19 protein-coding genes are annotated in these 22,018 nt (G+C 70.3%); 4 read left to right on the forward strand and 15 right to left on the reverse strand.

Annotated elements, in window-relative coordinates; genetic code table 11:
- Positions 1–91 precede the first annotated feature (91 nt).
- The 4 genes from ABD371_RS27075 to ABD371_RS27090 form a co-directional block, all read right to left on the reverse strand.
- Positions 92–760, reverse strand: coding sequence for a ScbR family autoregulator-binding transcription factor (locus ABD371_RS27075; RefSeq protein ID WP_344482220.1), 669 nt, complete (start codon positions 758–760; stop codon positions 92–94).
- A gap of 85 nt (positions 761–845) precedes the next feature.
- Positions 846–1,577 carry an HAD family phosphatase gene (locus ABD371_RS27080; protein WP_344482223.1) on the reverse strand — a complete coding sequence of 244 codons (732 nt, stop codon included), beginning with the start codon at positions 1,575–1,577 and terminating at the stop codon, positions 846–848.
- A gap of 77 nt (positions 1,578–1,654) precedes the next feature.
- Positions 1,655–2,635: a ScbA/BarX family gamma-butyrolactone biosynthesis protein gene (locus ABD371_RS27085; RefSeq protein ID WP_344482226.1), complete on the reverse strand. Its 981-nt coding sequence runs from the start codon at positions 2,633–2,635 to the stop codon at positions 1,655–1,657.
- A gap of 261 nt (positions 2,636–2,896) precedes the next feature.
- A complete protein-coding gene (locus ABD371_RS27090; protein ID WP_344482229.1) occupies positions 2,897–3,562 on the reverse strand; it encodes a ScbR family autoregulator-binding transcription factor in 666 nt (221 codons plus the stop codon).
- Positions 3,563–3,891: 329 nt separating this feature from the next.
- Here ABD371_RS27090 and ABD371_RS27095 point away from each other — a divergent pair, with 329 nt between their 5' ends.
- Positions 3,892–4,674: an SDR family NAD(P)-dependent oxidoreductase gene (locus ABD371_RS27095; RefSeq protein WP_344482232.1), complete on the forward strand. Its 783-nt coding sequence runs from the start codon at positions 3,892–3,894 to the stop codon at positions 4,672–4,674.
- Between the two features lie 19 nt (positions 4,675–4,693).
- On the opposite strand, the gene ABD371_RS27100 is transcribed toward ABD371_RS27095, so the two are convergent.
- Together ABD371_RS27100 and ABD371_RS27105 are read right to left on the reverse strand one after the other, a co-directional pair.
- On the reverse strand, positions 4,694–5,671 hold the full coding sequence (locus ABD371_RS27100) for a zinc-binding dehydrogenase (protein WP_344482235.1): 978 nt from the start codon (positions 5,669–5,671) through the stop codon (positions 4,694–4,696).
- Between the two features lie 102 nt (positions 5,672–5,773).
- Positions 5,774–7,933: a RecQ family ATP-dependent DNA helicase gene (locus ABD371_RS27105; protein ID WP_344482238.1), complete on the reverse strand. Its 2,160-nt coding sequence runs from the start codon at positions 7,931–7,933 to the stop codon at positions 5,774–5,776.
- A gap of 347 nt (positions 7,934–8,280) precedes the next feature.
- Between ABD371_RS27105 and ABD371_RS27110 the strand changes: the two genes are divergently transcribed.
- Positions 8,281–8,910, forward strand: coding sequence for a hypothetical protein (locus ABD371_RS27110; RefSeq protein ID WP_344482241.1), 630 nt, complete (start codon positions 8,281–8,283; stop codon positions 8,908–8,910).
- A gap of 198 nt (positions 8,911–9,108) precedes the next feature.
- Here the strand turns inward: ABD371_RS27110 and ABD371_RS27115 are convergent, their stop codons facing one another.
- From ABD371_RS27115 to ABD371_RS27135, 5 genes are all read right to left on the reverse strand, one after another.
- The gene (locus ABD371_RS27115; protein ID WP_344482244.1) at positions 9,109–9,729 is read right to left on the reverse strand and encodes a hypothetical protein; all 621 of its coding nucleotides are present in this window, start codon (positions 9,727–9,729) and stop codon (positions 9,109–9,111) included.
- An 82-nt stretch (positions 9,730–9,811) separates the two neighbouring features.
- Complete coding sequence (locus tag ABD371_RS27120; RefSeq protein WP_344482247.1) at positions 9,812–10,513, reverse strand: ribonuclease HII; 702 nt, start codon at positions 10,511–10,513, stop codon at positions 9,812–9,814.
- 159 nt (positions 10,514–10,672) lie between these two features.
- Complete coding sequence (locus tag ABD371_RS27125; protein WP_344482250.1) at positions 10,673–11,581, reverse strand: ADP-ribosylglycohydrolase family protein; 909 nt, start codon at positions 11,579–11,581, stop codon at positions 10,673–10,675.
- A 12-nt stretch (positions 11,582–11,593) separates the two neighbouring features.
- On the reverse strand, positions 11,594–12,253 hold the full coding sequence (locus tag ABD371_RS27130; protein ID WP_344482253.1) for a histidine phosphatase family protein: 660 nt from the start codon (positions 12,251–12,253) through the stop codon (positions 11,594–11,596).
- 131 nt (positions 12,254–12,384) lie between these two features.
- A complete protein-coding gene (locus tag ABD371_RS27135; protein WP_344482256.1) occupies positions 12,385–12,990 on the reverse strand; it encodes a YdbC family protein in 606 nt (201 codons plus the stop codon).
- A gap of 109 nt (positions 12,991–13,099) precedes the next feature.
- On the opposite strand from ABD371_RS27135, the gene ABD371_RS27140 reads away from it, so the two are divergent.
- On the forward strand, positions 13,100–13,624 hold the full coding sequence (locus tag ABD371_RS27140; RefSeq protein WP_344482259.1) for a TerD family protein: 525 nt from the start codon (positions 13,100–13,102) through the stop codon (positions 13,622–13,624).
- Between the two features lie 153 nt (positions 13,625–13,777).
- Here ABD371_RS27140 and ABD371_RS27145 read toward each other — a convergent pair whose 3' ends face one another.
- Both ABD371_RS27145 and nrdR read right to left on the reverse strand, forming a co-directional pair.
- The gene (locus tag ABD371_RS27145; protein ID WP_344482262.1) at positions 13,778–16,636 is read right to left on the reverse strand and encodes a vitamin B12-dependent ribonucleotide reductase; all 2,859 of its coding nucleotides are present in this window, start codon (positions 16,634–16,636) and stop codon (positions 13,778–13,780) included.
- A gap of 187 nt (positions 16,637–16,823) precedes the next feature.
- Positions 16,824–17,333 carry a transcriptional regulator NrdR gene (gene nrdR / locus ABD371_RS27150; protein ID WP_344482400.1) on the reverse strand — a complete coding sequence of 170 codons (510 nt, stop codon included), beginning with the start codon at positions 17,331–17,333 and terminating at the stop codon, positions 16,824–16,826.
- A gap of 670 nt (positions 17,334–18,003) precedes the next feature.
- Between nrdR and lexA the strand changes: the two genes are divergently transcribed.
- Positions 18,004–18,798 (forward strand): transcriptional repressor LexA, encoded by a 795-nt coding sequence (gene lexA, locus ABD371_RS27155; RefSeq protein WP_190125060.1) that lies wholly within the window; start codon positions 18,004–18,006, stop codon positions 18,796–18,798.
- A gap of 192 nt (positions 18,799–18,990) precedes the next feature.
- Here the strand turns inward: lexA and ABD371_RS27160 are convergent, their stop codons facing one another.
- Positions 18,991–20,961 (reverse strand): ATP-dependent DNA helicase, encoded by a 1,971-nt coding sequence (locus ABD371_RS27160; RefSeq protein ID WP_344482265.1) that lies wholly within the window; start codon positions 20,959–20,961, stop codon positions 18,991–18,993.
- Positions 20,962–21,177: 216 nt separating this feature from the next.
- Positions 21,178–21,927, reverse strand: coding sequence for a GNAT family N-acetyltransferase (locus ABD371_RS27165; RefSeq protein WP_344482268.1), 750 nt, complete (start codon positions 21,925–21,927; stop codon positions 21,178–21,180).
- Positions 21,928–22,018 lie beyond the last annotated feature (91 nt).

Genomic DNA, 22,018 nt, shown 5'->3' on the forward strand with positions numbered 1-22,018 from the left:
GTTGTCCACAGGCGCGGACGCCGCGTTCGCGCGTTGTCGGCGGCATCGGGTTGCATGGGGACATGACCAACGCGGAACGTGACCGGCTGTGTCACCCGGGCGGCGCGGGCTCCCCGCCCGTCGAACGCTCCGGCCCGGCGGCGAGCAGACGCGCCCCCCGGTCGGGGGCCATGTCGAGCGTGCCGAGCACCCCCGGGGCCGCGACACCCGGGAGGACATGCCGGTAGAACGCGCCGGCCATGGCCTCCAGATCCTCCAGCCCGCCGGTGATCTGAGTCATCAGATTGATGCCCGCGTACCCTCCCACGACGATCCGCGCGGTCTCCTCCACATCGACGTGGGGCAGCACCTCACCGTGCTCCTGGGCCTCCTTGAGCACCTGGTGGTTGAGTTCGATCCACCCTCGGTACGGGCCGCTCCGGTCCAGTTCGCCACTGCCCCGGTCCAGGGTCAGCCGCACGCTTCCGCGCAGCAGGACATCCGTCGACAGCCGGTGCGCGAACAGCAGGCCGATGTCCACGAACTCCTGGAGTCTGCACCGCTGCACACGGCGGACCGGGAATTCCGTCTGAGCGTCCAGAACGGCGTAGGCCAGTTCCTCCTTGGAGGTGAAATGGAAATACAGCGCCCCCTTCGTCACCTCCGCCCGCTCCAGCACGGCGGAGAGCTTCGCGGCACCGTACCCGTGCTCCTCGAAGACGGAGGCAGCGGCCTCCAGGATCTTCCGCCGCGTTCGGATCGATCGTTCCTGCTTCGCCACCAGTGCCCTGCCTGTCCGTGCGAACCGCCCACTCACGCCCGCGGGGTACACCGTCGGATCGCCGATGAAACCTTCGGGTAGGCATTTAAGCAGCGCCCGTGGAACACCGGCCAGACCCGCCGCTCCAGGACGTGCCCGCCGCCGCCTCGGCGTTCACGGTGCCCAGGAGAGCCTCGTCGATCTCCGCGAGTGAGCCCACGAGGTGGCGGACCCCCGTCTCGACCATCATGGCCGTCTGGAAACCGTGCTCGAATCCACTGGGGTGTCCGATGAACGCGACACCCAGCTTCTTGGCCTCCTCCGCCACACGCGCCACATCATCGATGAAAAGCACCTGGTCGTAACCGAGGCCGAAAAGGTCGACGGTGATCTCCGCGATACCCGGCCGGAAGCCATTGGTGCATATGTATCGAGGCTCGTCGAAGAGATGGCTCCACGCGCCGAGGAAGCGATCGAAATGGCTTCGGTCGAGGCCTCCGTAGCAAATGGTCCGAAGCCCGAGGGAACGCAGCCGCAGCAGGAGGTCGACAGCACCGTCCAGCAGGCGGACCGGGTCCCCCTCCAAGTAGACCTCCCGCTCCCGGAAGTAGGCCTCGCGCAGCTCGGACACCGGCCGGTCGAGGCCCGCGGCCCGGCCCAGGGCTCGCAGGGCCGTCTCCTGGGGCTGCGAGAAGACGTCCCGCTCGACCTCCGCCGTGTACCGTCCGCCGCGCCGCTCGACGAACCCGTGGATGACCGGACTGAACGTGTCGTTGAGCAGGACCCCGTCGATGTTCACGGCAACGAGTCGTATCTGCTGCTTCGGCGTCTGCCGCACGGCGTCTCCAGGGACGAGAGGGGGTTGACTCGGCCGGATCCGGGCTTCGCCGGACGGACGCGGCGTGAGGGCAGGCCCTAGGCGCAGGACGCGGCCTCATGGGGTCGAGGGGCGCGGAGGAAGGGGGCGGGCCGGCCCGTGACGGTCGCGGAGAAGACCGTGTCGCCCTCCTGGTGGCCGGTGACCCGCCATCGGCCGTCGTCCTGCCGCCGGGGGTCCCGCTCGGCGACGATCCAGCACGGCCGGTCGAACTCGGCGAACCTCGGGAAGGAGCTGTCGACGCTGGAGAGCACCATGGACCGCCCCTCGGGGGCGAGGGCGTGGACCGCCTGCCTGGCCGCCTCCAGCAGCGCCATGCCGGGGATGTGGTCGACCGGGTGGTCGAAGAGTATGGGGTGACTGGGATCCACGCGCAGCTGCCAGCGGTGGGGGGTGTCGGACGGGGCGAGGACCACGTCGAAGGGGGACTGACGCCCCACCCGCTGGGGCGCGACGGGCATCCGGAGGGCGCTCCGGGGCGGCTCGGACCACCGGATCCGGCGCTCGCGCAGCCTGCGGTACACCGCGGGGGAGACACAGGTGAAATGGGCCCCGCCCGTCCCGATCACCACACCCTCGTGCCGGATGGCCGCCTCGTAGCGCAGACCGGTGAGCCGGTCCTTGCGGCACTGGACATCAGAGCATGTGACATCGATGTCCAGACTGGCCGGCGCGGCTCCGATGGCGAGCTGTTCCAGGTCCACGGTGTAACCGAGTTCCCGCAACAGGAACTTCTGCCCGAGCGGCACCCGGAAGGAGGTGTGCGCGATCAGCGCACCGATCTGGCGAATGGTCTCGGCGACCAGCATCGGGTCGTAGAGGGAGCGGTCGATGGGCGAGAAGAAGCTGTGGCCGCGCGGCCACTGGGCGGAGACGGCGCAGCGCTCCCCCTCCAGCTCGGTCCAGCTGGTGAGGAAGACCTCGGCGACCACGGCGCGGTGGACGTACTCGCGCGGCACGGTTCTGGTGAGGCGGGCGGTCTGTGGTGGTGGTGCGGTCTGGGCCTCGGCACTCTCCATGGTCACCATTCCCCCATATGACGGAGCGTCACGTTCAAACAGAGATCCTCGGACGGTCAAGTGGGGGAAAGATACGGACTGGACGGCCTCCGCTTCAAGGAATCACAGGGCCGTCTTCCTGCCACGCCGCGCGCCGGGGCCCATCGAGGAGTTCCCCATGAGCCGTCGAGCCATCGCTTGAACAGCGGCTTCGAGGCGGTCGGGAGCCCGCGACCGGCAGGGGAGATCAGGCTACAGGAACCGGGCGAACGTCCGGTTTCATCAGGGGGTCATGAGGCCTGCCACCGGGCGGCCGGAGGCGGAGAGCACCAGATCGTCACCCTGCGGACACAGCCCGGGAAGCGCCTGCGGGGTGGCGACGGAGGGCAGCATCCATCGCCAGAAGCCGGTGAGCGACGACCTCAGCAGCCACGTTCCGTCGTGCCTGCCAAGGGCTTCCAGCCCAATGGTGGCCGAGACCACCACGGTCACCAGATCCCCCCTGTCCACCCCGGGCCCGAGAACGCCCTCGCTTGCCGCGGCGGCCAGCATCCGGTCCACGCATTCGAGCCATTCCTCATGCAGTTCCGCGCCGCCGGCCGTGGCGCTCGGGTCGCAGTCGAGCTGGTAGCCGGCCTGCACCACCACGTCCTCGCGCAGGAGTTGACCCAGGATGTGCGACATGTCGACCAGCGCCTGGAGCGCCCGGGGCTGCCGCTCACGGGCGAGGGCGGCGGCCTCCCGCAGCAGCCGGCCGGCCTCGCCCCGCACGGCGTCCGCCACGGCCGCCTTGCTCTCGAAGTGGAAGTGCAGGGCTCCGGCGCTGACCCCCGCACCGGCGCTGATCTCCACCAGCCTGGCCTGCGCGTATCCCTGCCGCACGAACTGCCGCGCCGCCGAGCGGATCAGTGCGTGGCGGGTTCGCGTGGCTCGCTCCTGCTTCCTCACTGCGACCCCCGAAGCGGAACTCGTCACCCTGCGTCCGGCGAGCACGGTGTGGGAAAGGTAATGACAGCCCGGATATCAAACCAACTTCCCGGTTCTGTATCCAGCACTCACCCCACCCCCCTGCACTCTGTTCGGCCAGGTCGCGGCCGGTTGTCCCCCATGGGTCCGGCACTAAATGGCTGGATAGTCATATTTGATGTGACTGCCCTCTAAGGTTTCAGTCAATATCACTCGGCCATTCCGGCGTGTGCCGGTGCGGCGACACATGGACCGAGCGGCACGAATCCCTTCAAGATCATGGCAGTTGGGGACAGGAAGGGGGACCGCGGATGACGACCGATGCGCGAGGGCCGGGGATGCTCGCCGGCAAGGTCACACTGATCACAGGGGCCAGCAGCGGGATCGGGGCGGCGGCGGCCCGGGTGTTCGGCCGGCACGGTTCGGCACTGGTGCTGATGGCGCGCCGGACCGGGAGACTGGAGTCACTGGCGGCCGAGTTGAGGGACAGGGGCGTCGAAGTACTCTCCGTCGCCGGGGATGTGACCCGCACCGACGAGGTGGAGCGGGCGGTGCGCCTCCCCCTCGACCGGTACGGCAGGCTCGACGCGGCGTTCAACAACGCCGGCGCGGTGACTCCTCCCCGGCCGCTGCACGAGACCGACGCCGCCGACTACGACAGAGTCGTCGACGTCAATCTGCGCGGTGTGTGGCTCTGTATGAAACACGAGATCAGCGCCATGCTCAGCGCGGGCACGGGCGGCACGATCGTGAACAACAGCAGCATCGCCGGAGTGCGCGCGACCTCCATGGGACCGGCGTACGTCGCGGCCAAGCACGGTGTCCTGGGCCTGACGAAGTCCGCCGCCGCGCAGTACGCCGGGGACGGCATCCGGATCAACGCGCTCGCCACCGGCCTGACCCGGTCGGAGATGGCGGAGGAGCTGTTCGCCCGGGACCCCGGGGCCGAACGGCGCATGCGGCAGCGGAACCCTCAGAAGCGGGTGGCCGACCCGGCGGAGGTGGCCGAGGCCGCCGCCTGGCTCTGCAGCGATCTCGCGAGCTTTGTCACCGGCGCGACCGTCCCCGTCGACGGCGGAGCCGGCGCGTGGTGACACGGGACCCGCCCGGCCGTCAGCCGGCGTCCGGGACGAGAACCACCTTGCCCGTCGTCGCCCGTGCCTCCAGGGCGGCGTGCGCCTCGGCGGCCCGCGACAGCGGGAAGGCCTGCACCGAGGGCACCATCGTCCCGTCGGCGGCCGCCGCCAGCGCGCGGGCCTCGTCGACGGGCGCGTCCTGCCCCTCCAGCAGCAGGGCCAGGGCATCGGTGAAAGTCACCCTCCGCTCCTTCAGCTCCGCCTCGTCCGGCAGGAAGTCCTCACGCGACGAGGCTCCGATGCCGATGTACCGACCGCCCTCGGCCAGCAGCCCGAAGGCGGCCCGCCCCTTCTCGCCCGCGACTCCGTCCAGCACGGCGGTGACCCGCCGCTCGCCCAGGCCGGCGCGGACGGTGTCCGGCCAGTCGGGGCGGTTGTAGTCGACGGCCAGATCGGCCCCCAGCTCTCGTACCGCCGCCGTCTTCTCCGGTCCGCCGGCCGCGCCGACGACCGTGGCACCGCGATGGCGGGCGAACTGCACGACCAGGCGTCCGACGCCGCCGGCGGCGGAGGTGACCAGGACCACGTCCTCGCGGGTGAGGGCGGCGATGTCGAGGAGGCCCACGGCGGTGGCGCCGGTGACGACCATGGCGACGGCGGCCTCATGATCCAGCCCGGCCGGAATGCGGTGCAGTGACGAGACATCGGCGACGACCCGCTCCGCGTAGCCCCCCGGGCCGCTGTGCGCGGTGGCCACCGCGGCACCCACCCAGGCCGTGTCCACATCCGGCCCGACCGATGCCACCACGCCGGCCACCTCTCCCCCGAAGACCGCAGGGAGCTCCGGAAGCGGCGGCCCGATGTCCAGTCCCTGCCTCATCGCCGTCTCGATCAGATGAACGCCCGCCGCCCTCACCTCGATGAGCACCTGACCGCCGCCCGGAACGGGATCGGGCACGGTCTCGAGGCGGAGGTTCTCGGGGGCGCCGAACTGATGCAGTACGACAGCGCGCATGGTCGTTCCTTCCCATTGGCTTACGGAGGAAGACCCACTGTTCAACCTCAACATTGATTGAGGTCAAGTCGCCGCGATGATGAGCGGCCCCGTGCCGCCGGATCAGCCCGCCGCGGCGAGGACCAGCGGAAGGACCCGGTCGCCACCCGCCCGGCGGATGAGCCGGGCGGCGACCGCGAGGGTCCAGCCCGAGTCGGTGTAGTCGTCCACGAGCAGGACGGGACCGGGAGAGCCGGCCAGCGCGCCCGCCAGCTCCTCGGGGACGGCGAAGGTCCCCGACAGCGCCCTGAGGCGCTGGGCCGAATTGCTGCGGCGCGCCGTGTGCGCGCCGTCCGGCCCGGTGTACGTCAGGGTGCCCAGGAAGGGGAGCCGGCCGACGGTCGCGATTCCCTGGGCGAGGGAGCCGACCAGCCGCGGACGGGTCAGGGACGGCACGGCGACGATCCCCACCGGCCGGGCGGAGGCGTCCGGGACACCCGGGGCCCAGCCGCCCGGAGAGCGCGCCCAGTCGGCGAGGACGGCCACCGCGGCCCGCAGGACGTCGTCGGGGACCGGTGCGTCGGGCGCGTTCTCCGCCAGCAGGGGGCGCAGCCGGTTCCCCCAGCCGATGTCCGAGAGCCGTCCCAGGGCACGCCCGGTGGAGCACTGCTCCCCGGCGGGGATCCGCCCCTTGAGGTCGATGCCGAGCACGGGCATCCCCGTGGGCCACATCCGGCGCGGCTCGATCTCCACCCCCGGGCGGTCCAGCTCCTTCGCCGCCCCGGTGAGCGTCTCCGCCGAGACGGAGGCATCGGCCCAGACTCCCGCGCAGTTGTCGCAGCGACCGCACGGGGCCGCCCCCTCGTCGTCCAGCTGGCGGCGCAGGAACTCCATCCGGCACCGGGTCGTGCTGACGTAGTCGCGCATGGCCTGCTGCTCGGCGGCGCGCTGGCGGGCGACCCAGGCGTACCGCTCGGAGTCGTAGCTCCACTCCCGGCCGGTGGACGTCCAGCCGCCCTTCACCCGCTTGACGGCTCCGTCCACGTCGAGGACCTTCAGCATGGTCTCCAGCCGGGTCCGCCGGAGCTCCACCGCCGCCTCCAGGGCCGGTACGGACAGCGGCCGTCCCGCGTCGGCGAGGGCGGTCAGGGTCTGGCGCACCTGCGCCTCGGGCGGGAAGGCGGTGTCGGCGAAGTAGCGCCAGATGGCCTCGTCCTCCTTGCCCGGCAGCAGCAGCACATCGGCGTGCTCGACGCCTCGGCCGGCGCGGCCGACCTGCTGGTAGTAGGCGATGGGCGAGGACGGCGAGCCGAGATGGATCACGAAGCCCAGGTCGGGCTTGTCGAAGCCCATGCCCAGCGCCGAGGTCGCGACCAGCGCCTTGACGCGGTTCTCCTGGAGGTCGGACTCGGCCTGGAGCCGGTCGGCGTTCTCCGTCTTGCCGGTGTAGGAGGCCACGTCGAAGCCGCGCTGCCGCAGGAAGGCGGTGGCCTCCTCGGCGGCGGCGACGGTGAGGGTGTAGATGATCCCGGACCCCTGGAGCCCGCCCAGGTGCTCGGCGAGCCAGGCCAGCCGGTGCGCGGCGTCCGGCAGCCGGACGACTCCGAGGCGGAGGCTCTCCCGCTCCAGCGGGCCGCGCAGCACCAGGGCCTCACCCGCGCCGGTGCCGAGCTGCTCGGCCACATCGGCGGTCACCCGCGCGTTGGCGGTCGCGGTGGTGGCGAGCACCGGTACGCCGGGGGCGAGCTCCGCCAGCATCGCCCGCAGCCGGCGGTAGTCGGGGCGGAAGTCATGGCCCCAGTCGGAGATGCAGTGCGCCTCGTCGACCACCAGCAGGCCGGTCGTGGCCGCGAGCTTGGGGAGCACCTGTTCCCGGAAGTCCACGGAATTGAGGCGCTCCGGGCTGACGAGGAGGACATCGGTCTCGCCGCGCTCGACCTCCTCGTAGATCGTTTCCCACTCCTCCGGGTTGGCCGAGTTGATGGTGCGCGCCTGGATACCGGCGCGGGCCGCCGCGTCCACCTGGTTGCGCATCAGCGCCAGCAGCGGCGAGATGATCACCGTGGGGCCGGAGCCGCGGCGGCGCAGCAGCGCGGTGGCGACGAAGTACACCGCCGACTTGCCCCAGCCGGTGCGCTGCACCACCAGGGCGCGCCGGCGCTCCTCCACCAGGGCCGCCACGGCCTGCCACTGGTCCTCCCGCAGCCGCGCCGCCCCCACCGGGGCGCCGACCAGCTCGGCGAGGACGGCATCGGCTTCGGCGCGGAGCTCCAGGTTTTCCATACCCCCATGCAACCCGATGGCACTGACAATCGCCCAATTCACCCAGCGTGACACCGGCTCACGAACGGCCGCCGGAGCCGCCGGGGCGGGGCGGGCGGCGGAGGGCGGAGGGCGGCGCGGGGCCGGGAGTCACGGGAGGGAGTGCGGAGAGCAATGAGGGGAAGGGATATCAGGGTCATACCAGGTTATTTCTGCCAGCGACGTCAAATTGCTCGTTGCCGCATGCCGATGGGACAGCGAGAATTGAAACGCTCCCCGCACGGCCCGTTCGCGGTCGGAAGGGCTGTTCGCGGTGCGCCCTCACCCGACCCTGCCCGCACTGTGGGCGCGTATGCGAAGGGAGGACTGTGACCTTCGGATTCGCCTCGTCCGCAGCCACCTCGATGACCCATTCGGCGAACTCCGCCAGCCGACTCGCCAGGATGCTCCAGCCTGCCGAGTGGGCCTCGGCGGGGATCCCCCTGCTGCGCAACCCCCGAGAGGTGGTCAGCGGGCTGCACTCCCGCCACCGTCCGATTCCGACGACAGCGGTCGTCGCGGTGCTCGACCACGAAGAACGCCTCGCGGCGAGCGCCTCGTTCACCCGGCGCTCCGCGCTCGCCGACGGCTGGGAGTTCCGCAACGCGCTGCTGGCCCATCTGCGCCGGGTGATCCCGCACGATCTGCGCCGCCGCACTCCGGTGCGTACCGCCGTACTGCTCTACTGCCGCGAGGGGGACGAGCGGTGGACGGAGGAGGACGGCGCGTGGATGTGGGGGCTGAGGGACGCGTGCACCCTGCACGGCCTGCGGTGCGGTGCGTACATCACGCTGACCCGCGGCGGCTGGCAGGTGCTGGGAGAGGGACGGGGCGGCCGCCAGCCGAATCTGACCTCGACTCCCGGCGATCTGGCCGAGGCCTCGGCGGCTGCCGAACCGCTGGAGCTGCGTACCGCCAGCGGCGCTCCGGAGGCGCTGCGGCGCACCGCCGCCCGCTGAATCCCCCCGGGCTCCTCGGGGCCCGGGGATCCGTCGTACCCCGTACCCCGCACCCCGTCGTCGTACCGGCCCGGCCTCCCGGCCGGGCCGAGCGCCGTCCGGCGGCCCGTCCGGCTGCCCGTCGGGCGGGCAGCCGGAGCACCGGATCGTTCGGGAGCCCCGAGGGGCTTCGCCGACGGCGCTGTGGGGCCGTACGGCTCAGACCGCCGCGCCGAGCGCGGCGTTGATCCGCTGGGCGTCGCCGCACACGATCAGCAGCGCGCCCGCCTTCGCCAGCGCCGCGGGCAGCGCCACGGCGTCGCTCTCGGCTCCGCCGCCGAGGGCGACGACGACCACGGGCCGGGGGGCGACCCGCTCCAGGGCCGCCGCGTCCGCGTAGAAGACATCGTCGGCGGCGTCGTGCTGGGCCCAGTAGGCGGCCTCGCCGAAGGACAGCTCGTGCGCGGCCCACGGGTGGGCCTCACCGGTGGTGAGCACCAGCACGTCGGCCGGCGCGCGGCCCGTGTCGAGCAGCAGATCGACCGCCTCGTCGGCGGCGTCCAGAGCGGCGTCGGCCGCCACGGGGATCAGCTGGATCTTCGGCTGGGAACGATTCTCCGCGGCGGGGGAAGCCTGCGGCTTCCCGGCGGCGGGGGACGTTCGCTGAGCCGGCGGCGCGGGCCGGGCCGGGCCGGGGCCCGGGCTTCCGGGACGCGGCGTGGCCATGGAACGCGGACCGGGTACGGGACGGGGGGTCGACGCGGTACGGCCGGTGGCCGGAGTGACGCGGGGACCCTGGGCGCTCTCGTGAATCTGAGGCTCCTCGGGGAAGAGAGGCATGGGTGACTGTTTATCAAATGCCGGTTCGAACGGCATCGGCGGGTGGGCGTCCGAGTGCGACTGCCCTGCGGGAAGGGGCGGTTCAGAAATCGAAGCCGAGCTGGCCCCCGCTCTCCAGCTCCGACGCCGCGGTGGGGATCCGGGTCTTCTTGAGGTGCCGCCACCGGGGCAGGGCGTCGAGATAGGCCCAGGAGAGCCGGTGGTAGGGCGTGGGGCCCCGTTCCGCGAGAACCGCCTGGTGCACCGGCGAGGGGTAGCCCGCGTTGGCGGCGAAGGCGAAATCCGCGTACTCCCCGGGCAGTTCGGCCATCATCGCGTCCCGGCGCACCTTGGCGATCACCGAGGCGGCCGCGACCGCGATGCAGGACTGGTCGCCCTTGATGACCGTGCGGACGCGCCAGGGGTCTCCGAGATAGTCGTGCTTGCCGTCGAGGATGACGGCGTCCGGGCGGACCGGCAGCGCCTCCAGCGCGCGGCGGGCGGCGAGCCGCAGGGCGGCGGTCATTCCCTGTGCGTCGATCTCCTCGGGCGAGGCGTGCCCGAGTGCGTACGCCGTCACCCACTTCTCCAGCTCGGCGGCGAGTTCCTCGCGACGCCTCGGGCTGATCAGTTTGGAGTCGGTGAGGCCGGCGGGGGGTCTGCGCAGCCCGGTTATCGCGGCGCACACCGTGACCGGTCCGGCCCACGCTCCGCGGCCGACCTCGTCGACGCCGGCGACGATCCTGGCGCCGGTGGTGGCTCGGATCGAGCGCTCGACTCTGTGGGTGGGAGGTTCGTACGGCATGGCGCCAGCAAGGTTACGCCGCCCCACCCCGCCGGTGGCAACCGGATTCCCCTCCGGCTTCCGGACCCGCTCCGCCGGTGCCCCCCGCGCACCGCCGAGGAGGGCGTTTTCCGGCCATTCGTACACCGTGAGAAGGCCCCGGCCCCGGCCAGCGGCGGGTCAGCCCACCCGGCGCGGGGTCCACTCCGGGAGCGCCTCGGTGCGCCGGAGCCAGTCGGCGGGGGGCGCTCCCGCCGCACCCGCCGCGACCACTCCGCAGGCAATCGCGCAGGTGGTGTCCACATCGCCGCCCACCCGCGCGGTCGTCCAGAACGCCCGCTCGAAGTCGTCCAGCGAGCGGGCGGCCGACCACAGCGCGAACGGCACGGTGTCGTGCGCGCTGGTCCGCCGGCCGCTGCCGAGGACGGCGGCGACGGTCGTGGCGTCGTCGTAGTCGAGCATGTCCCGCGCGCGGCGCAGCCCGGCGGTCACGGCGCTGCGCGGTACGAGCGCGATCACCCCGTCGAGCAGCTCGGCGGGGGCCGGGGGCCCGCCGGGAGCCGCGGCCAGCGCGGCGGCCGCCGCCACCGCCATGGCCCCGACCACGGCCTCACGGTGCTGATGCGTGGTGTACGAGGAGATCTCGGCCTGATGGGTGGCCTGCTCCGGGTCCTCCCCGTACCAGGCGCCGAGCGGGGCGACGCGCATGGCGGAGCCGTTGCCCCACGATCCCTGGCCGTTGAAGAGCGCGGCGGCGAGTTCCCGCCAGTCGCCGCCCTCCCTGACCAGCCGGAGCATGCGGTTCACCGCCGGGCCGTAGCCGCGGTCGAAGTCATGGTGGTCGGCGAAGGAGCGGGCGAGGGCGTCCTGGTCGACGCGTCCGTGGGCCGCGAGGACGGCCAGTACCGAGCAGGCCATCTCGGTGTCGTCGGTCCACTGCCAGCGGCCGTCGGGCAGTTCGCGGCGGTGCAGGAGGGGGTAGTTCACGGGTACGAAGAACTGGGAGCCCAGGGCGTCTCCCACGGACAGTCCGAGCAGGCTGCCCAGGGCGCGTTCGAAGCGCCGTTCGTCAGCGGATTCAGCGATCATCTTCCCGCCACTCTATCCGGTGACGCCGTACGGCTCGGGGGTCCGCCAGCGTTCGAACGGCCGGTCAAGCGTGTAGCGCCCGTCGTCGCCGATTTCCAGTACACGCATCTCGCCGTTGCCCGGATTGGAGAGCGATTCGAACTCCGCGACCGTCCAGTGGAACCAGCGCATGCAGAACAGCCGCATGGTCAGGCCATGGGTCACCAGAAGCACATTCGGCGGATGGTCCGGGGACTCGAAACTGCGGTGCAGGCTCTCCAGGAACGCGCCGACCCGGTCGTACACATCCGCGCCCGACTCCCCCTGGGCGAATCGGTAGAAGAAGTGCCCATAAGCGTCCCGATACGCCTTCTGAAGGCGTACGTCATCGGTGTCCTGCCAGTTTCCCCAGTCCTGCTCGCGCAGCCGGGGCTCCTCGCGGACCCGGACGAGCGCGGAGTCGAAGGCGAAGGCACGAAAAGTCTCATGGGTGCGCCGATAGGGTGAGACATAGGCGCTGACCTGCTCGTTTCCAAACAGCTCACGGAGCCGGACACCAGCCTCCGTCGCCTCGACCAGCCCGGTGGGGGTCAGTCTCAGCGCATGGTCGGGCTCGCGTTCGTACACGGTGTCATCGGCATTTCCCTCCGACTCACCGTGCCGGACGAGGACGATACGTCGCGGTCGCGCCATACCCCGACCCTAGATCGGGCGGGGCGGCCCCGGGCGGGCGGGGCGAGCCCATCCGGCGTATCGAGGCGATGACCTGCGACGTCATAACCCGCGGCGCGATAACCCGCGAAGCGACGGGACGGACTGCCCGGTCATACCGTCCACGAGGGTTCGAGCCGCACCACGTCCCCCGAGAGCGCCGACACGTCCGCCTCGGTCTGGGTGCGGAGCAGCAGCCGTTCTATTCGCTCTCTGCGGTATTTGCCGTGCTCGGCCTCCGACAGCCACATCGACATCACCAGGAATTCATTCTCCGGTGCCTCACCGAACAGGCCTCTTATCATTCCGGGAGACCCTGCCATCGCCGGATTCCAGACCTTCTCCTGCATCGTCGCGTAGTGCTCGGACCTGTCTTCCCTGACCTTGGAATGGGCCACTCTCACCACATCGGCGTCGGTGAATTTCGGCTCGAACCCGGTCTTCACATCAAATCGGTGGTCGAACAGCTTGACCTGCATATCGCGGTACGCCCCGGCCTGTCCGGCGGCCAGCCGGTCGTGGGAACGCGCCATGAACGAGTCGTACAGCGCGCGGCTCTCCCAGAAGGCGAAGACATGGGCGACGTCGGGACGCCCCTTGCTCCACCCGCCGCCCTGTCCCCGGAATCCCGGCTCACCCAGCAGCCCCGCCCACTTTCGCTGTCCCCGCTCGAACCGACGACGGTCCACCACGGTGCAGCGAATCCACTTGACCAGCACCGCGCCATCGTAACCGGCGCACAGCCGTCAACTACTCGCCGTGACCCCCGCCGAGCGGATACGGTCGACCGACGGAGAAGTTCCGGCGGTCGCGCGAAAGGGACATGTGGTGAGCAGCCTGAACAAGGGCGTCAGCAAGGCCGAAGTGAGTCTGCGATGGGATCCGAGCCCCATGGGCGCGCCGTCCCATGATCTCGACATAGTCGCGGCCACCTACCGGGCGGACGCCCCGCACGGCGACCCCGCGTATGTCGTGCACTTCGACAGCAGGTCGCCCGACGGCACGATCCTGCTGGCCAGGGACAGCAAGACCGGTCAGGGCTTTGGCTCCGACGAGGTCATGACGCTGGAGTTCGCGCGGCTGGCTGCGGTCTACGGGCGGGTGGTCGTGGGCGTGGTCATCCAGCAGCGCGACGGCCGCCGGGTGTTCGGCGAGGTCGCGAAGACCCTGGTCAGGGTCGCAGAGGGGCACACCGAGCTGTGGAAGAGCGATCTCGCGGCCGTCGCGGGGTCCACGGCGGCGGTGGTCGCGGAATTCGTCCGCGACGAGAAGGGCGGCTGGCGGTACCGCGAGACGCTCCGGGGCTTCGACACCGACCCCGAGGCGTTTGCCGGGCTCATGGGCGGCGCCTGAGCCGCGAGGCGGCGACGGTGAGTACGACGGTGGGACCGCATGGCGAAGGGGACCGATCAGTGATCGGTCCCCTTCGTGTCTCCGCGGGTCAGCCGGCGGGCCGGCCCGAGGCGGAGGCTATGTCACGCGGGTGCCGCGCGGATGCCGCACGGATCAGCTGCAGCCGCTGGTGGAGCCGCAGCCCTCGCAGATGTAGCAGGAACCCGCCCGCTGCATCTTCGTACCGCAGGAGAAGCAGAGCGGCGCGTCGGCGCTGATGCCGAGCTGCATCTCGACCAGCTCCGCCGAGGTGTGCACCTGGACGGCGGCCTGCGGCTCCTGGGGGGCGGGGGCGGCGGGCCGGTCCAGGACCTCGGCGTCGGGCTCCTCGTCGAAGGGCTGCTCGTACGATCCCGTGTCCAGGTGGCGCTGACGCTCCTCGGCCGAGTGGATGCCGAGGGCCGAGCGGGTCTCGAACGGCAGGAAGTCCAGCGCCAGGCGGCGGAAGATGTAGTCGACGATCGACTGCGCCATCCGCACGTCCGGGTCGTCCGTCATACCGGCCGGCTCGAAGCGCATGTTGGTGAACTTGGAGACGTAGGTCTCCAGCGGAACGCCGTACTGGAGACCGACCGAGACGGCGATCGAGAAGGCGTCCATCATGCCCGAGAGGGTGGAACCCTGCTTGGACATCTTCAGGAAGACCTCGCCGAGACCGTCGTCCGGGTAGGAGTTGGCGGTCATGTACCCCTCGGCACCGCCGACCGTGAAGGAGGTGGTGATCCCCGGACGTCCCTTGGGGAGACGCTTGCGGACGGGGCGGTACTCGACCACCTTCTCGACCGCGGCCCGGATGGTCTCCTCGGTCTTCTCGGTGATCTCGGCCTTCTCCTTCTCCTTGGTCTTCGCGGAGAGGGGCTGGCCGACCTTGCAGTTGTCGCGGTAGATCGCGAGCGCCTTGACGCCCATCTTCCACGCCTTGAAGTAGATCTCCTCGACCTCTTCGACGGTCGCCGACTCCGGCATGTTGACCGTCTTCGAGAGCGCGCCGGAGATCCAGGGCTGGATCGCCGCCATCATGCGGACGTGGCCCATCGCGGAGATGGAACGCTCGCCCATGGCGCAGTCGAAGACCTCGTAGTGCTCGGTCTTCAGGGCCGGGGCGTCGATCACATTGCCGTTCTCGGCGATGTGGGCGACGATCGCCTCGATCTGCTCCGGCTGGTAGCCGAGGCGGCGCAGCGCCTGCGGAACCGTGCCGTTGACGATCTGCATCGAGCCGCCGCCGACCAGCTTCTTGAACTTGACCAGGGCGAGGTCGGGCTCAAGGCCGGTGGTGTCGCAGGACATCGCGAGACCGATGGTGCCGGTGGGAGCGATCACGGACGCCTGGGCGTTGCGGAAACCGTTCTTCTCACCGAGGCGGATCACGTCCTGCCAGGCCTCCGTCGCGGCGGCCCAGATCGAGGAGTCCAGCTCGTCCACGCGGACGGCCTTGGCGTTCTCGTCGGAGTGCTGACGCATGACGCGCAGGTGCGGGGCCGCGTTCAGCGCGTAGCCGTCGTACGGGCCGACGACCGCGGCCAGCTCGGCGGAGCGCCGGTAGGACGTGCCCGTCATCAGGGAGGTGATGGAGCCGGCCAGGGCGCGGCCGCCGTCGCTGTCGTACGCGTGGCCCGTGGCCATCAGCAGGGCGCCGAGGTTGGCGTAGCCGATGCCCAGCTGGCGGAAGGCGCGGGTGTTCTCGCCGATCTTCTGGGTGGGGAAGTCGGCGAAGCAGATGGAGATGTCCATCGCCGTGATGACCAGCTCGACGACCTTGGAGAAGCGCTCGGCGTCGAAGGACTGGTTGCCCTCGCCGTCGTCCTTGAGGAACTTCATCAGGTTCAGCGAGGCGAGGTTGCAGGACGTGTTGTCCAGGTGCATGTACTCGCTGCACGGGTTCGAGCCGTTGATCCGGCCGGACTCGGGGCAGGTGTGCCAGTGGTTGATCGTGTCGTCGTACTGGATCCCCGGGTCGGCGCAGGCCCAGGCCGCCTCGGCCATCTTGCGGAAGAGCGACTTGGCGTCGACCTCCTCGATGACCTCTCCGGTCATCCGGGCGCGCAGACCGAATGTGCCGCCGGTCTCCACGGCGGTCATGAACTCGTCGTTCACCCGGACCGAGTTGTTGGCGTTCTGGTACTGGACGGACGTGATGTCGTCGCCGCCCAGGTCCATGTCGAAGCCCGCGTCACGCAGGGCGCGGATCTTCTCCTCCTCCTTCACCTTGGTCTCGATGAAGCCCTCGATGTCGGGGTGGTCGACATCCAGGATGACCATCTTGGCCGCGCGGCGGGTGGCACCGCCGGACTTGATGGTTCCGGCGGAGGCGTCCGCTCCGCGCATGAAGGAGACCGGGCCGGAGGCGTTGCCGCCGGAGGAGAGCAGTTCCTTGGAGGAACGGATCCGGGAGAGGTTCAGGCCGGCGCCGGAGCCGCCCTTGAAGATCATGCCCTCTTCCTTGTACCAGTCGAGGATCGACTCCATGGAGTCGTCGACGGCCAGGATGAAGCAGGCGGAGACCTGCTGCGGCTGGGGCGTGCCGACGTTGAACCAGACCGGCGAGTTGAAGCTGAAGATCTGGTGCAGAAGCGCGTAAGCCAGCTCGTGCTCGAAGATCTCGGCGTCGGCGGGCGAAGCGAAGTAGCTGTAGTCCTCCCCGGCCTTCCGGTACGTCTTCACGATCCGGTCGATCAGCTGCTTGAGACCGGTCTCTCGCTGGGGAGTGCCGACCGCCCCGCGGAAGTACTTGCTGGTGACGATGTTGACCGCGTTCACCGACCAGAAGTCGGGGAACTCGACGCCACGCTGCTCGAAGTTGACCGAGCCGTCGCGCCAATTGGTCATGACGACGTCACGGCGCTCCCAGACCACCTCGTCGTACGGATGCACGCCGGGGGTGGTGTGGATGCGCTCGATACGCAGCCCCTTGCTGGCCTTGGTCCCCTTGGCGCGGGACCCTCGTGCCGGGCCGCTCGTCGTCTCTGTCATGCCGCCTCCCATATACGGGCAAAAACATCGTGAAGTGCCCAGATCTTCCCGGAGCACAGTCTTGGTGTGGTGTCGCGGGCGCAGCTCGGCGCCCATGACGGATCTTGTCGCCGCCCTGCGGCCCACCGGTCGGCCGGATCAGCCGATCAGCCGGTCGCGCGGGCCCGGCGGCCCCGCCCGGCGGCGCTCAGCCGGCGGCGGGGGCGGGAACGGGGACCCCAGGGGTCCCGCCGGTCCCGTTCTCTGCCGACGGCCGTTGTTCACGGAGTTCCGTGATGGCCGCCTCGAAGTCCTCGAGTGAATCGAACGCCCGGTAGACGGACGCGAAGCGCAGGTAGGCGACAAGGTCGAGTTCCTGCAAAGGGCCGAGTATGGCCAGTCCCACATCGTGGGTGGTCAGCTCGGCGCTGCCGGTGGCACGCACCGCTTCCTCGACCCGCTGGCCGAGCTGAGCGAGAGCGTCCTCGGTGACCGGTCGCCCCTGGCACGCCTTGCGCACCCCGGAAATGACCTTGATACGGCTGAAGGGTTCGGTAACCCCGCTGCGCTTGATCACCATCAGTGAGGCGGTTTCCACCGTCGTGAAACGGCGGGAGCAGTCGGGGCACTGGCGGCGGCGTCGGATGGACGTCCCGTCGTCGGTGGTGCGACTGTCGACGACCCGGCTGTCGGGGTGCCTGCAGAAGGGGCAGTGCATGGATCCCAACCCTTCCTTCATGGCACGACTGAATCGCTGCGACGGGCTGTCCCAGCCCTTCGAAGCAGCCCCCAGCATAGGCGATGGCCATGACCCCGAGAGACCAGGGACCACAACTTCTGGGCGGCGGACACAATCCAACCACTACATCTGGGGTTTGGCCGCGTTTCACTCCCCCGGCGCGTGTCGCGTGACAAGCGATGATCGCGGAGGGCGTACGCCCAGTGACGCGGCGGCACGGAACAGTCCGGACGGTGCCGGACCGACGCCGGACGGACCTCCGGCGGTGCGCGCGAGGCGGGGGCGGGGCGGCCGGGAACGAGCGTACGGGAAGGATCCGGCATGCGACATTCCGGGTCCGACCGACGGCTTTGCGGCCCTCCGAATGCGAGACTGGAACCACCCCGCGACAACCGAATCGGCGGGTAACGCTACCGTAATGAGCCGAATCCACTTACCGTCGGCTTACCGTCGGCGAGCGGTATTACCCGGCCGTATCGTTCGGCGATTGCGGAGCCCATTGCCCGCTGGTGCGAAGTAGTCGCACATACACCCAATCACCTGCACACGTAAAGCAATCCACAATTTTTCACTCGAACGTGTGTTTGGCGCAACCTTTCGAAACCAACTACCGTTGTCCAGCTAGGGAGACCATTCGAGAGGGGCCGACGTGACCACCACCGCTGACAGTGCCGCCATCACTGCCCAGGACCGCTCCCAGAACCGATTCGAGCCGATGCATGCCATGACAGACGCAGCCACGAGCCCCGAGGGGGCAGACCCTTCCAGGGCCGCGCGTTCTCTGCCCGGGCGACCCCCGGGAATCAGGGCGGACAGCTCCGGACTCACGGATCGGCAGCGGCGTGTCATCGAGGTGATCCGTGACTCAGTGCAGCGCCGAGGCTACCCGCCGTCCATGCGGGAGATCGGCCAGGCCGTGGGGCTCTCCAGCACCTCGTCCGTCGCCCATCAGCTGATGGCCCTCGAACGCAAGGGCTTCCTGCGGCGAGACCCGCACCGCCCCCGCGCCTACGAGGTACGCGGCTCCGACCAGCCCAGCACCCAGCCCACCGACACCACGGGCAAGCCCGCCGCCTCCTATGTGCCGCTGGTCGGCCGGATCGCGGCAGGCGGGCCCATCCTCGCCGAGGAATCCGTCGAAGACGTCTTCCCACTCCCCCGGCAGCTGGTCGGCGACGGCGAGCTGTTCGTCCTCAAAGTCGTCGGCGACTCCATGATCGAAGCGGCCATCTGCGACGGCGACTGGGTCACCGTCCGCCGCCAGCCCGTCGCGGAGAACGGCGACATCGTCGCCGCCATGCTCGACGGCGAAGCCACCGTCAAACGCTTCAAGCGCGAGAGCGGACATGTCTGGCTGCTCCCGCACAACGCGGCCTACCAGCCGATCCCCGGCGACGAGGCGACCATCCTCGGCAAAGTGGTGGCGGTGCTGCGGCGGGTCTGAGACATCCGCCGCCCCTGACCGGGCCCCGGGACCCACTGCGCCGGTCCCGGGGCCCTGCCGCGTTCACGCAGAGCCCCCATCACCCAGCCCACCGGCCCACCGGCACCGCCCGCCTGTCCGGCTGTCCGGCTGTCCGGCTGTCCGGCTGTCCGGCTGTCCGGCTGTCCGGCTGTCCGGCTGTCCGGCTGTCCGCTACGAACCGTCCGCCTTCGCGGTGGCGTCAATGGCCGCCAGCGAACGGCGCACCTGATTCCGGTCCGTCGTGTACCAGAAGTCGGGCAGGGAGGCCCGCAGAAAGCTGCCGTACCGCGCGTTGGCGAGCCGGGGATCCAGCACCGCCACCACACCCCGGTCCCCCGTCGCACGGACCAGACGGCCCGCTCCCTGCGCCATCAGCAGCGCGGCATGCGTCGCGGCGATCGCCATGAAGCCATTGCCGCCCGCCTCCTCCACCGCCTTCTGCCGGGCGCTCATCAGAGGATCGTCGGGCCGGGGGAACGGAATCCGGTCCATCACCACCAGCTGACAGCTCGGACCGGGCACATCCACCCCCTGCCAGAGCGAGAGCGTGCCGAACAGACAGGTCTCGGGATCGGCCGCGAAATTCTTGATCAGCTCCCCGAGCGTCTCCTCGCCCTGGAGCAGAATCCGGTTCCCCAGCCGGCCGCGCAGCTCCTCGGCCGCCGCCTGCGCCGCGCGCATCGAGGAGAACAGCCCGAGCGTACGGCCGCCGGCCGCCTCCACCAGCTCCGCGAGCTCATCCATCATGTCGCCGCGGGAACCCTCCCGGCCCGGGGTCGCCAGATGGCGGGCGACATACAGAATGCCCTGCTTCGGATAGTCGAAGGGCGAGCCGACGTCCAGGCCCTTCCACTGGGGGACATCATCGCCCTCGGTCCCCTCGGGGGAGAGTCCCAGGGACGCGCCCACCCCGTTGAAATCGCCGCCGAGCTTCAGTGTCGCGGAGGTCAGCACCACCGAACGGTCGGTGAACAGCTTCTCCCGGAGCAGCCCCGACACATTCATCGGCGCGACCCGCAGCGACGCCCCGAAGCGGTCGTGGCGCTCGTACCAGACGACGTCGTACTCCGAGCCCTGGACGATGCGCTCCGCCACATCGTGGATGTTCTCCACCGAGGCCAGGGCCTGCTTGCGGACGGCGTCCTCGTCCTGGAGGGACTTGTCCCGGCTCGAACCGAGGCCCGAGATCGCGGTGCGCGCGGCGTCGCGCAGTATCTGGAGCGCGTAGCCGAGATCCTCCGGGATCTCCTCCAGCCGGCCGGGGAGGGCCAGCTCCATCAGCCGCTCGAACGTTTCGGCGGCGGTCTGGAGCGAGTCCGCCGACTTCTCGTCGAGGAGCTTGGCCGCCCGGCGCACCGCGCGGTTGACCTGGCCGGGAGTGAGTTCCCCGGTGGCCGCGCCGGTGACCCTGGAGACCAGCTCATGAGCCTCGTCGATGATCAGGACCTCATGGGGCGGCAGAACCGGCGCCCCCTCGATCGCGTCGATGGCGAGCAGCGCGTGGTTGGTGACGACCACGTCGGAGAGCTTGGCCCGCTCCCTGGCCATCTCGGCGAAGCACTCCGCGCCGTACGCGCACTTGCTCGCGCTCAGGCACTCCCGGGAGGAGACCGAGACCTGTGACCACGCCCGGTCGGAGACGCCGGGCGTCAGCGCGTCGCGATCGCCCGTCTCCGTCTCGTCGGCCCAGTCCCGCATCCGCAGCAGATCCTGGCCGAGTTTGCTGCTCGGGGCGGCCGCCTCGAACGGGTCGAAGAGGCCTTCCTCCTCGTCCTGCGGCACTCCTTCGTGCAGACGGTGGAGGCACAGATAGTTCGAGCGCCCCTTGAGCATCGCGAACTCCGGGCGGCGGCGCAGCAGCGGATGCAGCGCGTCGACCGTGCGGGGCAGATCGCGCTCGACCAGCTGGCGCTGGAGGGCGAGCGTCGCCGTGGCGATGACGACCCGCTCGCCGTGGGCCACCGAGGGCACGAGATAGCCGAGGGACTTCCCGGTGCCGGTGCCGGCCTGGACGAGAAGGTGCGAGCCGTCGTCGACAGCCTCGGCGACGGCTTCGGCCATGGCAATCTGACCAGGCCTTTCCATGCCGCCGACAGCGGTGACGGCGGCATGGAGGAGTTCGGGGAGGGATGGCTTCGTCATAGGCGGACCACCCTACGGCTCTCCTCTGACATCACGATCCGATCCCGCCAGAATGCGGTCGGGCCGTGACCCGCGCGCTTCGCCGACGGTGTCATCGAGTGGGCTTGTCCCCGGGTTCTCCGCTCTGTCTTTCACTGGATCGAGCGAGTTTCGGGCCGGCGGCCCACTGGGCGGAACCAATCCATGACGGCGTTCGTAGGGAGAGCGGCGAGTCATTCACAGCACGCTTCGAAGCGCCCGGTCGCGGACCATCAGAGCGGCGCGCTTCCCGGGAAGGTCGGCTTCGGAGTAGAAGCGGAAACCTCCGCTGAGGAAGGCGGAGACGGAGGGGGTGTTGCGCAGATCGGGTTCCGCGATGACGCGCGAACATCGCGGACGGTTGTCCAGCACAAGATCGGCGACGGCTCTGAGCAGGGTGGAGCCGAGGCCTCGCCCCCGGTCGGCGACGGTGCCGATCAGTACGTGAATGCCCGTGTCGTGGGGGCGAGCGGGGTAGTGGCGTGCCAGCGGGTCGAGATCGGCGCGGTAGATCTCGAAGTAGCTCATGGGTACGGAATCGAGCACGCCGAGGCAGGGGACGCTGCGGCCGTCCCCGTCGAGATGGGCGCGCAGATGGTCGGCGGTGACGGAGTCGGGTCCCGCCAGTTCCCAGAACGGGGCGACGGCGGGGTCGTTCATCCAGTGGCTGATCAGTGCGAGATCGCGGTCGACGCTCGCGGGGACGAGCTGGAAGGTGCCTTCCGATGTGACGGTCGGTCCCCACGCGGCGAGGTTGTCGAGCAGCGGGCCGCCGGCCCCGCCGTCCGTGCGCCGGAGCTGGTCGGCCTCTCCGAACAGGGTGAGCAGCTCGTCCGGGATCCGTAGCTCCAGGGTGTCCTCGACGCCTTCGCCCGGCGGGTGCTTCTCGCCCCCGGCGAGCTGGGGGGCGAGGGGATCGGTGCCGGTTCTCGCATCGGTGGGAGGCACGGTGGCGCTCCTCTCACAGTTCGGTCGGTGCTGCTCGGACAGGGGGACGGTCGCACAGGGCGACGGGTGAACAGAGAAACGGGCTCAGGAA

Source organism: Streptomyces amakusaensis (assembly GCF_039532665.1).
Lineage (GTDB): Bacteria > Actinomycetota > Actinomycetes > Streptomycetales > Streptomycetaceae > Streptomyces > Streptomyces amakusaensis.